Origin of the sequence: Desulfurococcus sp. (assembly GCF_038881575.1) — an archaeon.
Lineage (GTDB): Archaea > Thermoproteota > Thermoprotei_A > Sulfolobales > Desulfurococcaceae > Desulfurococcus.
The window spans coordinates 1-15,230 of the sequence record NZ_JAVZPN010000011.1; the positions used below are offsets into that span (position 1 = coordinate 1).

Genomic DNA, 15,230 nt, shown 5'->3' on the forward strand with positions numbered 1-15,230 from the left:
GAGAGCAGATTACGAGGCCTCACGAAGTGGTCCTTGTGGTGAAGGAGTGCTCAGTCAAGCTTGTGGAGATGCTGTGCAATCTCTACAGTCTACCATGTACAATTATAGAGCAGAAGAGTGGTTTCTTCACAGCAGCACTCAACATGGGCAGAAAGGTTACATCCGGAGACGTTGTGCTCTTTACAGATGATGATGTTATGACGCCTAGAGGATGGATCAGAAGGTACGTCAGAGCATTTACCTACGCTCCACGAGATATTGTGTGCATATCCAGCAGGGATATCTACGTTAAGCTGAACGAACTGAAGATTCTTCCAACAGCTGATGATCTACCTCAGACTAAGCTCTACCGCTGGTTAATTAGGACATGGCTGAACCCACCACTAGATCCTCTCAAGAAGTATAGGTTTGGAGTCTATATTGATAGGAAGCTAAATGTAGTTCATGGCCCACATCTACCTGATAGAGCCTCCCTTTCGCTGCCCTATAGAGGTGTCAACATGGGATTCAGGAGTGAAGTCATAGACTTAATAGAATTTCCGGAGCATCCAAATATGAAGAGAGCTCCCGGAAACGAGCAGTACGTTGGGCTGAAGCTCGTGCTCAATGGATTTAAATCTGTGTACACTCCTAGCAACCCCGTTTTACACATACATAGAGAAGAAAGCCTCTCCCGGACAAAAAGGCGTGGAGAAATCGCAGCTGAGATTGTCTTGATGAAATCTCTATATGCAAAACTGCTCAAGTAAGACACTATGAAAGTAGCTCTCATATCTTCGGGTCTTCTCCCTGTTCCACCAAGGAAGGGTGGTGCTGTTGAACTCTATGCAATTAAGCTAATCGAGGCTCTCAGAAGACTAGATGTAGAAGCATACGTGATCGATAGACTTTGGAACAACACAAACAAAAGCGACAAAGTAATTAGAGTTAAAGTTCCAACGACAGTAGACTCTGAAATTCTCACTAATATCCTTGGGAGGTCAAGACACCTTATATTAAAAGAGATAGTATTTGGGTTTTACACATCGAGTGCTCTTAGGGAGTTCGATATTATTCATGCTAACACAGCATGGGTTGGCTACACATTGGCCCACATGATCCACAAGCTTCGCGCGAGGTTTGTCTACACATGTCATAATCCGTTGTGGCCCGAGGAAAACGTGTATTTCGGTGAAAGAGTCGTAAGGGTGATCGAGAGCTACACAATGAAGAAGGCGAATGCCGTAATAGCATTGAACGAAACCATGAAGAGGGCTCTCACAGAAAAAGCTGGTGTAAATCAAGATAAGATATTCGTAGTACCGAATGGTGTTGATATAGAGTTCTTTAAACCTGGTTTAAAATGTGACGAAATAAATGCTAAGTATGGTTTAGAAGGGAAACGAGTTGTTCTCTTCGTTGGGAGAGTAACGCATGGAAAAGGCGTACACGTACTCCTCGAAGCAGTTAGGATTCTCAAAGATAAGCACGGATTGAGAGATGTTAAAGTCGTGATAGTTGGTCCTCTCTCGGGTAGCTTCGGGAATGATACGCTTGGAGATTACGCACGAGTTTTACGCGAATATGCAATTAAAAACAACATAGATGCTGTATTCACAGGCTCTTTAGGCATAGAAGAGCTTCGCTACCTCTACTCGTGCTCGCATGTGCTGGTTTTACCCTCGTACTTCGAGGTGTTTCCAATGGTGTTGATAGAAGCTATGGCGAGCGGACTTCCAGTTATAGGATCTAAGGCTGGAGGAATAGTAGATATCGTGAAGAACGGAGTGAACGGCTACCTCTTCGAGAAGGTTCAACAAATGAGTTAGCTGAAAAACTGCACTTAGTACTTTTAGATGAATCTCTAAGGCATAAGCTCTCCATCAACAGTAGAGCAATTGCAAAGTCTAAGTACTCTTGGAGTATCATAGCCAGCAAGCTACTAAAAATTTACAGCTCTTTATGAAATGAACGTTTTAATGTTAGGACCTAGGGAGCCTATCCCTACAACTAAAGGAGGCGCTATTGAGAAACTACCTTTTGATCTCGCTAAAGCATTAAAGAAATACGGATTTGTCAGGAAAGTTGTTTTAATTGCTACAACTGAAAAGAAAGATTTAGTAGGGAGATGGGTGCAAATCAATGGTGTCGATATCTTTTATATATCAACGCCTATCAAAGGCGCGCTCTTTTATTTTACTGCAATGCCCCAGATCTCTTCGAGGATCAAGAAAGTATACGAGAAACTGAGGAATGGGGATGATGAATGGATTGTTCACTCAACATACTTCTATAACCTTATATCATTCAACAAGTCTGCAGATCCCATAATTATTTCAGAGTTTGAGCATTACCCATGGATGCCGGAACACCTATATCATAAGCCTTTCATAAGCACTGTAAGAAGGATGCGATGGGAATTAGATGCTCAGCTAAGAATAGAGTTAGCCCATTACATTATGAGAAAAGCCATTATGAAAAGGTGAGTAAGAGAGGCCTTTGGATAAAACCAGTACGTTGGCTTACAGCTTGTGCTTGAAGGATGGAGGTCCATTTACGTACCTGTTAACCCAATACTACATGTATTCAGAAGGGAAAGTTTATCCAGAGGAATTGACGAAAGAGTGGAAAAAGAGGAAGTTGGGATAATGAAGTTTTTCGTTAAGCTTATTCGATAGAGCTCGAAGACTGTATGATACTACTTCACATTGTACAAGTATACGATTGTGGGGATATTTCAAATGTCATTGTCAATTTAGCTAAGGAGATGATCGCTTTCTTGGAAAGAGCCGAAAGTTGTTTTAAGCCCGAAGTTCTGAGCTTGGGCCAAATAGGAGACCTTTACATAGAAGCTTTTTACAAAATTTAATTACTTTCAAACTAGTACCATGTCACGCATGAAGAATCGACATTTGCTGCCTTTTCTAGTAGTATTTGTCTTGTTCACACTATACTTAGTTGAGCTTTCCCAGATATTACCAACATATTATAATGCAAATGATATCTTTGGTCCTCTAAGCGTCAGCCCCTTACTTGTGTATGTTACCTTTGTAACAATCTTTTCTATCATAATTTTTTTAACTTACGAGAATAGTAGATACGCCGATAGTAGTTCAGCCTTAATCCTTTTGGTTGCGGTATTATCAATACTTTTTAAATACTTACTCCCAAATGCTCTTGATACGTATTATGTAACGAATTTTTATGATGCTGTAGGTCATATGATACGAGGAGCGTATGTTTCAATAACTGGCCACTCAAATCCGAGTGTTGATACTTACTTCGATTTGCAACCCGGATTCTTCTGGTGGACAAGTATTTTTGTCAATGTCCTCTGGGGGTTTCCGAGTAGTCTTTATGCCCCAGTGTTCGAAGTTTTAGTGAAGTATTTTAACGTGCTAATTCTTTTGCTATCTATTCCTATAGTAATATCTCTTTTCAAAACACTCGGATTGACCTTTTCGGAGTCTTTTATCGCTTACAGCATCTTCATCCTGATCTCATACGATCGTTTTCACTACTCAGCTCAAGCATACACATACCTACTGTACTGGGTCCTCCTAGTGTTGTTATTAAAATCCATGAAAGATAATATATTGAAATCTTCATCGTTCGTCTCCATTATACTAGCTTCATCGCTGGTTTTCCTACACCAAGGTTCAACGCTATATTCCCTCATCAGCATTTCTTCGCTTTTCCTAGCTAGCCTCATATCAAGATCCTTTATATCAAGGTCAGGGAATTACAAAGGCAGTTTAAAGTTCCTAGCTTACACTTTCCTTATATTCTCTGCTGTATGGTTATCGTACCTGGCTTACATGACAATATTTACTTTTAAAAACTTCATTAATACATTGATGAGTGTTTACGCTAGAATCATCGAGGGCGGTGGAGAAATTGTTACTACCAGCGTTGAAAGGCCCTATAAATTGTGGCAGAATGTTGTAGTTCTTAAGGCCGCATATTTCGTGAGTATGACGGTCTTCTCCCTGGCAGTGCTGATCGTGTATGCTATGAAAAAGAGATCAGGAATGTCGTTATTCCTTCTTGCGGTTCCATTAGGCATTGTGCTAGCTCTATCACCAATAGCTCTAAGCCTTGGCGGTGCTGGATATGCAGAGAGAATTTACACAATTTTAACACCATTCATAAGCTTCTCTTTATTGTTGCTTCTGAGAGGGGAGAGGGTAAGAAGAGATTTAAAAACGTATGTTTTAATACTACCGCTTCTAACAATTTTTTCCATTTTAGGGTATTGCTTATACTTCAGCGGCTGGAACCAGCAGTCGGTAACATATAGTGAATATCTGACAGGCAAGTTTATAATTGAACATGGACCGAATATAGCTTTAACCTACTCTCAACTTCCCTTAAATTATATGCTAAGTTTTAATGCTGGGAATGTTAACCTGAAATCCAGCCAGTTCTACCTTATACAACTACATGATGAAATTCAATTCCTCTACTACAAAGGCGGCTCTAGCGAAAATACTTATCAAGTTAAAGTAAGGATTATTAACGACACGAGCATTATATATGCTTCAAAAACATCCATACTTGCGTATAAATCCTAAGACCAAGTTCTAAAAGCGATTAGCGAGGCGAAATAAATTCGTAAGGATAGCAGTTTTTAGTGAGAAACTTTGGCCTAAAGGTAGTGGAGGAGAACTCGCTACATACCTGATTTTAAAGTTATTGGCATCAACAGGAGATTTTGAGCTGGACGTATACACGGGCACAGAGAACCCATCCAAAGTACCCGGGGCTTCCGTTAGGGTCGTAGACTTCCTCAGAGCATCAAACAAGGTTGAGCTATTCACGAAAATCCTAATGAACAAGAGATTAGTGGAGAAAACCATCGAGAGCGAATGTAGTTTTACATTCCTAGGTTCTCCTATCCAGTCATACCCATAGCTAAGAAGCTAGGCAAGAAGGTCGTAGTGCACCTCCACGGCTATCAGCCGGTGTCTTATACAGCTGTCATTCTCTCTTCAGAAGTCGAGAGACCTATGAGCGATTTCAAGAGAACTTTTATGCTTGAGCATGCGTCCAAACCATTCTCTATGGCTCTTGCCTCAGCTTTATCTACTCCTCTAACGAAGCTTATCAGAAGGTGGGTAGGAATAGCTGATAGAATTATATGCGTCTCCCGAAGGCAAGAGGAGATAATATTAAAATTAGCTCCGGAGTATAGAGGAAAGACAACTATTATCTATAATCCTCCACCCGAAATCCCCGCTATAGAGAAGAATCTCTCCAAAAATTCCACGCTACTATATGTTGGCGGAGACAGCTATGTTAAAGGCTTTCATATACTGCTTCAATCACTAAGACTTCTTTATAGGCAAGAATTTAGGAATTTCGAGCTTCTTGTAGCTAATAATTACAAAAATGAATCATTGAAGGTCCTAAATTCACTAAAAGATAGATTCGACCTAAATATAAAGATACTTGGACGTATAAGCTATGAAGAGGTATTGAAACTACATTCGAGGGTTTGGGCTCTGCTTTTACCTTCAATATTTGAGGAAACTATGTCATATGCCGCTATTGAAGCGGCACTATCTGGCACGCTGCCGGTATCTTCGCGGGTTGGAGCGCTACCCGAGATATTTTCTGATACCCCTGCTGAAGCATTCTTATTTAGGCCCATTTGCCCTAGCTGTCTTGCTGATAAGATCGTAGAAGTAGCATCAATGGATAAAGAGGAGATAGCATCTATCGGAAATAAATTGAGAAGGATAATGTCAGCTAAGTTCGATAAAGATGAAATTAGAAAGATGCTAGTAAAAGTATTCGAGGAGTAGGGACATGCGGGTAGCGGTTGTTCATGACACCCTTAATCCGTCTGGTGGGGCTGAGAGGCTAGCTCTATATGTAATTAAAGTACTTCGAGAATTAGGCTATACTGTGGACTTAGTAACCGAGGAGAAGACCAATTGGGATAAAGTGAAATCTCTCATGTATGAGGATCCCAGAAGCTATATTAACAGCGAAGTCGTATTACCTCCTTGGAGGAAGCTACCTACAATTTACAGCAGATACCTGGAGTGGTTCTTGAGAGATATAGTAGGCTTTACATTAAGACTAAGGAAGCGTTATGACTTGACCATTGTCACTAAGCAGCTGTTAGTACCCGTTCTTGGCGACATTGTGTACATTCATTTCCCGGATTTCTATCCAGGGAGTGAGATCCTCTACTATCCTGAGCGCTACCTACAAAACTCTTTCCTTAGGGTCTATTCTCTACCTTCTCGGCTTTTTTCGAAACTATTAATAAATGTATTCAAGAGCCTTATGTATAGACCATTAGTTCTCACAAACTCTAACTTCACTAAGAGATTCATAGAGAAGTGGCTCGGGGTAAAAGCTTTCGTTGTATACCCGCCCGTGGACGTTGAAAAATATCAACCTCTAGCAAAAAATCCTGAAAGGGAGGATCTAGTGATTACTGTTGGAAGAATTGAAAGGGGGAAGAAACAGCATGTAATCCCTGCTATAGCAAGAGAAACCCCTGGGGTGAAGTACGCCATCATCGGTACCGTCGATCAAATAGATTACTTCCAGTATGTTAAGAGGCTCATAAAGAAGTTCGATTTGGAAGAGCGCGTAAGAATATACACGAACTTGAGTGAAGATCTTAAGGTTAGGCTACTATCGAGAGCTAAGGTTTACTTACATACAATGAAGTACGAACACTTCGGGATAGCTGTTGTTGAGGCAATGGCCGCAGGTTCCATACCAATCGTCCACAGATATAGCGGGTCGTGGATTGATTTGGTATCTCCGCTTGAGGAAGATATCAGATACTCGTACACGAATTATGATGAATGTGCAGACATTATCCTAAAAAAATTGAGCAATTGGACCCTCGAGAAAGCTAAAATCCTCAGCGCATATGCTACACGCTTTAATTATGAGAACTTTAAGAACTCATTCTCATCTATAATCATTAAAAGTCATGAGTTCTTTAAGCAGTAATATAAAAGTATATGCTAAGGCATAGATAGACATTAAGCTTTCATTCACTTAGCATGGTCACCAGCTCAGCTTAAGCCTAAAAATAATGATGGACATGATGAAGCTTTTTAGACATTTGAGAATTAATTTTCTAATAACAGCGCTTATTCTAAATTTCGCGCTTTATGTTTTCTTGAGCAAAATAGTTGTAGGCAGCTCCTTGATGCTTTCATGGATAGTAAGAGTGATATTGCTACTTCATTTCTCACTAGGCTTTCTAGGATTAATGCTTATTTTACAGCAAAGATCGAGGAAAGAGATTTTATTATATTATAATTATATTGTTATCTTCATGTTGGCGCCGCTGTATGTGAGCAGTCTATTTTCAAAGGGAGTTTATCTTGTCCTCTTTGATAGCGATAAATATACAGTTATCCCGTTATGAGCTCTACAGCTGCGAATATAATGCTTGATAGTAGTGGAAAACTAGATGTTCAACTGGATCCCCACTACCTTTACCCCCTAGAGTATTTAGTTGTATATATACTTAAGATCATCTTGGGGATCTCCTATCTTCCATCATATGTTGTAATTTTTGGATTTTTTATTCTGGCATTTAACTCCTTAATTATAAGTTTACTAATAGGCATTTTCAAACGTGATATCGATAATAGTGGTATTGGTCAAAGCCTGTTAGCCATAGGCCTCCTCTTTCAACTTCTTGATTCATTTTATTTAGGTGAGTATAACACTGCCAGAAGTCTATTCTATCTCGCTATTTATGTTTTTCTAAGTCCGAGTTTATATAGATCTAGTTCTTCAAGTATTTTACTACTTTTACTAGTTATTGGTACTACATTAGGTTCTTTGCGAACATCAATAATGCATCGTTATTTTTGATACTCACAAGTGCCTATTATTTTGTAAAGAGTAGAAGAATAGTTACCTCATTTATAACCATGTGTGCGATTCCGCTTGTATACATGTTTTACTTCGGTAGCTTGTATGTAAGAGGTTACGTAGACTATTTTACAATTATCACGCAATCTCTGTTAAATGTAATAATGCATGGGTTCTTTGAGGTGGAAAATCCCCCTCTACACACAATAATTCAAGCGCAGTATTCCAACTCTTACGTTATAACTAGCTTTGTTGGTAGTCTATCTTTTATAACTTTACTTATAGCCTCGTACACAATTGTGTTAGTGAAGCTTTTCTTTAGATTTATTTACTTTAATAAATTAAATTCATCAAGGTTAGAGAAAAGTTTTACAAAGCTGGAATCGTATGAGGCTGTTTTCAATATGACAGCATTTTTATCAGCAACTATTTTAGGTCTCGCATATTTGCTGAATATATTCGGCTATTTCGTTATAGACTTTGAGTCAATGACAGTTCTTCTGTTATTCGTGCCAATAGCATTGATGGTCACAGCAAAAAAAGCCCATCAATTTCAACCAAGATAACAAAATAAGCAAAACATCTTTGACTAAAGCTATAACTCCTGTGTTAGGAGTAGTGTTGATCATTTTATTAGCTTTCTCTTTCTTCGGCCTGAAACTTAGATATCCAATTATTAGCATGAGCGAGGCAGCATTAGTGCCCGATAATTCCCTATTCGGTTCTCAACACATAAGTGAAGCATTTGAATTTTTGATAGCGCGGAATTTTCCAGGGCTTAGAGTCGGACTCTCAAGTTACTTTTCAATGCTATATCTATCCTTGCCGTTAAAAAGTCTTGGGATAAACCCCGCTATAGTCCAGGCAAGCACGTTATTCCGTGAAGCAGACACTATTTATGACGATGGTCTTGTTTCCATTCTATCACTTCCCGAAGGCATTGTAACATTCTTGGATGATATCCAATTATTGCCTTACTAAATCCTGGCCTACCAATACGACAAGCTTTTAAACTATTCAATTGCTAAATGAGCTTCATGATGAATATCTTAGCTTTTGCTCACGGGACTTTGCTCGGCGGTGCCCAAATTTCTACAATCGAGTTCTTTGAGCTACTAAAAGATCAAGTATCACTAAAGGTTATCGTATGTGATGATGCTGATGTTGAGTTTGTCAATCAACTTAGATTTCTCGGTATAGAATTTAGGACCCATCCATGCTACCGCCGAGCAAATCTTCCTATAATGGATCTCAGCGGATCAGAGGACTGGATTAAGTGGGCGGATGTAACTTGGATCACTGATATAGAGTTCTCCATAGCGCCTAAAATCAAGAAGGTTAAGAGGGTTCCCGTGATTGTTCACCTCCACAGCTATCCGCTCCTCTGCCCCTGGTGGGGGCTTTTCTACGGCATGAGAGAGGTGTGCTATAGGGGCTGTAGCTTATCAAGGATCGTGAGGTGTAAGCAGAAGTTTAACGAAGAACTAAGTAGGCTTGGAATAATCAGCGGCTTCAGGAGATCTGTGTACCAGGCGATGGACCTCGTTAAGGGACCCCTGGACTACCTCCGTTGGCAAAAGGTCGTGAACAAGGGTTTGTTGGGCTCAATAGATGGTTTCGTCGCTGTTTCGAACTTTGTCAAGAGAGTTCACGAAACTTTCCTACCAGTTGAGGGCAAACCGATCGAGGTCGTATACAATCCCGTGACCTACCCCCTAAAGTACGTCAGAGACGTTAAGCCGAAAGAAAACCTCGAAGAGAACCTCATCGTATACGCCTCCGGCTCAAACCCCGTCAAGGGCCCGCACCTCGCTCTTCAAGCTCTAAAGCTGCTGTTAAACGAAGGGTTGAACGTTAAGCTCGTAATGTTCGGCTGCAGGGGCTCTTGGGTTGAGGAGTATGCACGTAAGCTCGGAATCGAAAGATCTGTAATTTTCTCTGGGAGAGAATCCTTAGCCAGGCTTTATGAAACCATCACTACTGCTAGCGTAGTGGTCATGCCTAGCGTAGTGCCCGAGTCCTTTGGCAGAATACCAGTGGAAGCTAATAGGTTGGGAGTGGTTGCTGTTGTGACAAATAGAGGAGGTCTCCCGGAGACGGTAGTTCATGGTGAAACAGGCTACATAGCTAACCCTCACCATGAGGATATTGCAAAGTGGTTGTTGAAAGCATTGGAGAGCTCTAGGGGAGAAGTAGTCAAAGAGAAGTCTTTGAAGACAATTAACCCGCAAACAAGCGTGGACAAGTTATTCAGTTTTCTGACTAAATTCTAAGAGACGGCTATCATCAAGAAGTAGAAGGCGAGGATCCCTGTAAATGGCTAAAGTAGGCATTCTAACCTTTCACTGGGCTAATCATATTGGCGCTGTTCTTCAAGCCTATGCTCTATATAGAGAACTCGAGAGCTTAGGACATGAGAGTTACATAATAAACTATCGCCCAGGTTTAGAGCTGGTAGTCTCGCCCGTGATTGAACCTAATAAGCTAGTAAAGAAGTACGGACTATTACGCCTTTCACTTCGGAAAACGATTAAGTCGATGTTAGGAGAAATTATCTACTATTTGCCTGACATACCTAGTGAAACTAAGAAAACGCTAGCTTTCGGTTCCTTTAGAGAAAAACACCTTAAGATCAAGCCAAGGAAAGGCGTGGTGAACACAGAAGAATTGCAACGAGAATGTTCTAATTATTGGGTAGTTCTCGTAGGGAGTGACCAAGTATGGAATCCTGAGTTTCTCAAGTACTCTGACTATTGCTATTTACTTCCCTTCAAGCTGAAGAACGCTGTGAAGATAGGGTTTTCGGCGAGCATAGGAGTAGAGTTCTCGACGCGCAAAGAGCTATTAACGTTGTACAGGTACTTCCTCAGGGACTTTAAGTTCATATCCATTAGGGAACACCGTCACGCCGAGGAGCTTTCGAAAATCTTAAACAGAGCTGTTTACCACACGCTGGACCCTACTTTGCTCGTACCCAGGGAGGTTTTCGAGGAGATTTCCAGTAATCACTTTAAATCGGTACGTGAGAAGTATATTCTCTTCTACAACCTGGATCCAGGCCTACTCCCCTTTACCGAAGTGTTAGAGAAGTTGTTAAACCTTCCAGTAGTCATATACAAGGCTCCTACCACTATCCACGAAAGATTACTGTATAGTAAGTGGCTTGAAAATAAGGTTTCGTTTTACCACGTGGGTCCTCAGGATTTCATATCACTCCTCAAGCATGCCGATTTAGTGTTTACTGATAGTTACCATGGTCTAGCTCTCTCGGTTCTATTTGAAAAACCAGTTTTAGTAACGACGTTAGGTCTACCTCATAGAGCTGGAGTTAAATCACGTATTGAAGACCTAGTCGAACTACTTGGCTTACAAGACAGGGTAGTTAGGGAGAAAGAGGACATAGTAAAAGCACTTCGCAAAGATCTGGAGGATTATAGCGCCGTGAGGTCTAAGCTGAGAGAACTAAGGAGAACCTCTATAGAGCTACTGAAAGAGGCTCTTAGATCTTGAGAATGGATGTTCCAAGCGTTTCTTGCTCTGGTTGTGGTATATGCGTAGTTGTATGCCCACGCGATGCGTTGAAGATGAGCTTCTCAGCTCAGGGACACTTGAGGCCAGCTCTAAATAAGAATCTCTGTGTTGACTGCGGTCTCTGCGTGAGAGTATGTCCTTTCGTGGATGTACATGACGAGGGAGAAGTAGTTGTGAGTGGTTTTACAACTGGCTTGATCGGCAAGTATGTGAAGGTGGGATTAGCTTGGTCTACCGATGAGAGAGTCAGGTTCAAATCGGCTAGTGGTGGTGCTGCTACTTCTATTCTTAAGTACTTACTTGAGGAGAGAATAGTTGATGCGGTTCTCGCCCCGAGGATTTGGGTAAAACGAGGTATAGTCTTCGGCAGATACGAAGTAGTTTACGATCCGAAGGAGGTAGTAAACTACGCGGGCTCCATCTATGCTCCAGTAGATATCACTAAGGCGCTTAAGGAAGCCCTCAAGGAGAGGCTGCATATCGCCTTAGTGGGGCTACCATGCCAGATCAGAGGACTACGTAGGTCCTTCCAATACCTGCCACACCTCAAGGATAATATAAAGCTTGTTCTAGGTCTCTATTGCAATAATACACCCAGCTCTAAGGCCACAGAATATGCAGTTAAGACACTACTGAAGGTAAAGCCGGAGAAGGTCTCTTACTTGAGCTTCAGGGGGCATGGGTGGCCCGGGTACGCAATAATTGCTACTGATGACTATAGAACGCTTAAAGTCTCGTCTCCAGTCTTTTGGGACTCCGGGCTTGGTCAGTACTTCTACGGGAAGTCTTGCTTGATATGTTCTGATCACACTGCTGAGCTCGCAGATATCTCGCTCGCTGATCCCTGGACTTATCAGAGGGGTATCAGTGCTGGTAAGACTCTTGTTGTTATCCGCACGAAGCTAGGGCTTGAGATCCTTATGAGGGCTGTTGAATCAGGGTACCTTGAGTTTGAGGAGATACCAGAGCTCTACGCAGTTCAGTACACTACACTACTCAAGAAGGCGGTGAAGGTGATCACCAAAAGAGGTTCCAAGTACCCCTACGTCATTCCACCCAGCATCACCACGGTTCTCCACGAGATCGACTACCTGGTTGGTAGTAGTCTCGCAAGGGATGAAAGGCTGTGGCCTCTTCTCAGATTCTACGCGAAGACCAGACACTATGTGTTCAAGCCGCTGGTCACCATTGATTATTTCCTGAAACTAGGGTTCAATAGGATACTAGCTAAGGTTTCCAAAGCATGGATCGTTGGCTGACTATTTAGGATATTGCTTGAAGCAGTGATAAAGTCTACACTCAGTAAGCTTCGTGGTCCCCGCTGGTACTTCATTTTTTCTCTTGGAACACACTCTTCGAGCCCTAACAGTATGCACACACATCGCGGCTTACATGATAGCTTTAGACCAATAAAGCTCAACAAGTTCTTGTAGGGTTTTCCGAGAACAGCGGGTTACGAGAACAGTTTCCCTTTCTAGGTCTCTACAGGTTTTTCTAGGAAGGCTGCGCATCTTGCTCTGTGGTTCGCGGTGACTGCTAGCTATTCTACGCCTATTCGGTCCGTTAATCAATACCCTAGTGGAGTACTGTTGTTTGAATGCTCTCATGTTTAACAACATGAATCCAGCACTGCTGTTTAAAACGCTATCGTAGGTGAAACGGGTTTCCGAGGTTTCATCTGCTAATTATAGGAAACAGCGCTCGAGAGACTGATCACCAAAGGGATTATGCTAGAGATGGAGTGAAGGCGTAGATAGAGAGGAAGCAAGCGAAGAACGAGGGGAAGTCTCCACATAGATAAGCACTTTAGGGAAGAAGCATCGGGTCTCGAGGGCGATAAGCGCTAGCTAAAAATGCTCCAATAAACAAAAGGAATAGACCTAGAAAAACGCTCTCCTTTACACGATAAGTCACAAATGACCTCTAGCACTGCTGGTTCTACTTATGGTTAAATAGTGCCCTGTTTCACTCTTTTCTCGTGGAATTCCACGAATTTTCGTAGGATATTTTTGTACGAAGATATCGTTAAATGTTTAAGAATTTTCTCCGACTTGTACTGCTCAACGAACTCGTCAACGCTAGTTTTGCTCATAGGAGCGTTCTTTTCACAGAGCCACGCAATAAACTGCCTGACTACAAAATTCTCCTTCATGCGCTTGGATTCGATAAGAGTCTTAAGGAATGCTTTCAAGAATTCCTCTAAGGTACTTAGACAAGCTTTCTCAATACTTGCTTTTCCAGACATGCCAACCACCATTGACTTAATCTTCTGGAAAACAGGTAAAGTGTACTGCAATGAAAACAATCCAAGATGTTCAGAGTTCCCGTTGAACAAATTATTTGATTACGTAAGAAAAAAAGCGCAAGCATACTCAACGTGAAGGCTTGCGAAAGCTGAGAATATCCATATTTCAAAATGCGGGGGGCTTCATAGCTTTATTTTCGTGCTGTATTCCTAGACGCAGTCTCTTGAGGGTGGATAATTACTCGACCTTGGATTTATCGTGGCATTCTTAACTCCGTAAAAAGTGAGAGAGAAGCGAGTAAATCGTTTTTTAGATTAGCTGAAGACACTTAAATTAGGTCAAACAACAGTATACTACGCACTGCATCATAGTCGTTTACAGCAGTCAACCTCATCAATAGATAAATTTACAAGTTAATCAATTACTTTAGTTAACTCAATTCAAAGCTCCATGACAAGCCTCGGTTCACTGCTGAATTAGGAAATGTCGAAGAGAAGAGTTAAGCATTAGTGTATTCCATTAATGTACTCTCACCAGATTACACCTGCAGAAGATAAGGTTTTCTTTTAAAGTGAACTTATATTAGGTTTACTATTATGCCTACCTGTGGGTGTGTTCTAGGTGAACTGTGTTACAGTATCCGCAAAGATCCCCAGGAAACCGATGGAGCTTCTAAATAGATACAGTATAAAGCCAAGTCCTATCATAAGGAGAGCTCTTGAGGAAGAAGTTAAGAAACGAATGCTTGAAGAACTCGAGAATGTGTCTAGAGGCTCTCCAAGGAGCTATCTATGTATCAGATGAAGAAGTAGGCAAGTTAATAAGAGAGGATAGGGAAAAAACAATATTGTATTTCTACGATGCAAGTGCAATACTTATCTTGTTAAAAAAAAGTGAATTAAGGTTTTTTCTGGAAGGGTATATCCTAGATCTTGATGCTTACGAGGTTGCTAATGCTGTTTAGAAGAAGTGTTATCTGCTGGGAAAGATAAAGATCGAAACAACCTACAAAGGAATCGAGCTGGTCTCCAGGATCTTCGATATACTAAACCTTCACTCAGTAAAGGGCTTCGAGAAGGATGTTATGGATATAGCTGTAAAAGAAGGAGTAACCTTCTGCGATGCTTCCTACATGTATGTGGCGATGAGAAATAAGCTAACACTAGTAACCGATGATAGAAAACTCATGAGTGTGACAGGAAAAATACGTTAATGTAGTAACAACCGGTGAAATCACTACGTAGTATTGTAAGTCTTGGCTGAAAAAATTGAAACAGTCCAGATTCACTGTGTAGCTCTGCACCTTTGCCTCCTGTTCACAGCTCCACGGCTCTGAGCTTTATGCTCTCGGATTCTTGAAAGAAGAAGGACAGGAGGAAGAAGAAGATGAACCAGCTGGTGAATAAGCTTATGTTCAGGATCAATTCGTTTGCATAATAGCATAGGAACGTGTAGGCAGTCATTATGCCTCCATGCAGCGAAGCCGAAGCATAAATGTCTGAGGCCTCCCTTACAGCCCCAGCTAAGCATCCAAAGGCGAAGCTCCCTAGGATGTGCGCTGGCATATACAAAGTTGGCTCCCACCTCGATGTAAGCGGGTTCCAGTAGTTGGCT

At 41.4% G+C, this 15,230-nt stretch carries 15 protein-coding genes; 12 read left to right on the forward strand and 3 right to left on the reverse strand.

Going from position 1 to position 15,230, the window contains the following annotated elements:
* From QXV08_RS08415 to QXV08_RS08425, 3 genes are all read left to right on the forward strand, one after another.
* Window positions 1–749: glycosyltransferase family A protein (locus QXV08_RS08415; RefSeq protein WP_342821500.1), on the forward strand; the 749-nt coding region annotated here is incomplete at its 5' end.
* A gap of 6 nt (window positions 750–755) precedes the next feature.
* The gene (locus QXV08_RS08420) at window positions 756–1,808 is read left to right on the forward strand and encodes a glycosyltransferase family 4 protein (protein WP_342821501.1); all 1,053 of its coding nucleotides are present in this window, start codon (window positions 756–758) and stop codon (window positions 1,806–1,808) included.
* A 138-nt stretch (window positions 1,809–1,946) separates the two neighbouring features.
* Window positions 1,947–2,465 carry a hypothetical protein gene (locus QXV08_RS08425; RefSeq protein WP_342821502.1) on the forward strand — a complete coding sequence of 173 codons (519 nt, stop codon included), beginning with the start codon at window positions 1,947–1,949 and terminating at the stop codon, window positions 2,463–2,465.
* 1,040 nt (window positions 2,466–3,505) lie between these two features.
* Here QXV08_RS08425 and QXV08_RS08430 read toward each other — a convergent pair.
* Window positions 3,506–3,691, reverse strand: a complete 186-nt coding sequence (locus QXV08_RS08430) for a hypothetical protein (protein WP_342821503.1) — start codon at window positions 3,689–3,691, stop codon at window positions 3,506–3,508.
* Between the two features lie 145 nt (window positions 3,692–3,836).
* Between QXV08_RS08430 and QXV08_RS08435 the strand changes: the two genes are divergently transcribed.
* The 8 genes from QXV08_RS08435 to QXV08_RS08470 all read left to right on the forward strand — a co-directional run bounded on the left by QXV08_RS08435 (window position 3,837) and on the right by QXV08_RS08470 (window position 12,629).
* The gene (locus QXV08_RS08435) at window positions 3,837–4,553 is read left to right on the forward strand and encodes a hypothetical protein (RefSeq protein WP_342821504.1); all 717 of its coding nucleotides are present in this window, start codon (window positions 3,837–3,839) and stop codon (window positions 4,551–4,553) included.
* A 121-nt stretch (window positions 4,554–4,674) separates the two neighbouring features.
* The gene (locus tag QXV08_RS08440) at window positions 4,675–4,893 is read left to right on the forward strand and encodes a hypothetical protein (RefSeq protein ID WP_342821505.1); all 219 of its coding nucleotides are present in this window, start codon (window positions 4,675–4,677) and stop codon (window positions 4,891–4,893) included.
* A 95-nt stretch (window positions 4,894–4,988) separates the two neighbouring features.
* Window positions 4,989–5,786: a glycosyltransferase family 4 protein gene (locus tag QXV08_RS08445; protein ID WP_342821506.1), complete on the forward strand. Its 798-nt coding sequence runs from the start codon at window positions 4,989–4,991 to the stop codon at window positions 5,784–5,786.
* A 4-nt stretch (window positions 5,787–5,790) separates the two neighbouring features.
* Complete coding sequence (locus QXV08_RS08450; protein ID WP_342821507.1) at window positions 5,791–6,960, forward strand: glycosyltransferase; 1,170 nt, start codon at window positions 5,791–5,793, stop codon at window positions 6,958–6,960.
* 1,560 nt (window positions 6,961–8,520) lie between these two features.
* The gene (locus tag QXV08_RS08455; protein WP_342821508.1) at window positions 8,521–8,820 is read left to right on the forward strand and encodes a hypothetical protein; all 300 of its coding nucleotides are present in this window, start codon (window positions 8,521–8,523) and stop codon (window positions 8,818–8,820) included.
* A gap of 47 nt (window positions 8,821–8,867) precedes the next feature.
* A complete protein-coding gene (locus QXV08_RS08460; RefSeq protein ID WP_342821509.1) occupies window positions 8,868–10,112 on the forward strand; it encodes a glycosyltransferase family 4 protein in 1,245 nt (414 codons plus the stop codon).
* Window positions 10,113–10,155: 43 nt separating this feature from the next.
* Window positions 10,156–11,349, forward strand: a complete 1,194-nt coding sequence (locus tag QXV08_RS08465; protein ID WP_342821510.1) for a polysaccharide pyruvyl transferase family protein — start codon at window positions 10,156–10,158, stop codon at window positions 11,347–11,349.
* A gap of 2 nt (window positions 11,350–11,351) precedes the next feature.
* Complete coding sequence (locus QXV08_RS08470) at window positions 11,352–12,629, forward strand: Coenzyme F420 hydrogenase/dehydrogenase, beta subunit C-terminal domain (protein ID WP_342821514.1); 1,278 nt, start codon at window positions 11,352–11,354, stop codon at window positions 12,627–12,629.
* Between the two features lie 689 nt (window positions 12,630–13,318).
* Here QXV08_RS08470 and QXV08_RS08475 read toward each other — a convergent pair.
* A complete protein-coding gene (locus QXV08_RS08475; protein WP_342821511.1) occupies window positions 13,319–13,615 on the reverse strand; it encodes a hypothetical protein in 297 nt (98 codons plus the stop codon).
* 719 nt (window positions 13,616–14,334) lie between these two features.
* Between QXV08_RS08475 and QXV08_RS08480 the strand changes: the two genes are divergently transcribed.
* Window positions 14,335–14,580 carry a hypothetical protein gene (locus tag QXV08_RS08480; protein WP_342821512.1) on the forward strand — a complete coding sequence of 82 codons (246 nt, stop codon included), beginning with the start codon at window positions 14,335–14,337 and terminating at the stop codon, window positions 14,578–14,580.
* Window positions 14,581–14,932: 352 nt separating this feature from the next.
* Here QXV08_RS08480 and QXV08_RS08485 read toward each other — a convergent pair.
* On the reverse strand, window positions 14,933–15,230 hold a 298-nt coding region (locus QXV08_RS08485), incomplete at its 5' end, for a hypothetical protein (protein ID WP_342821513.1).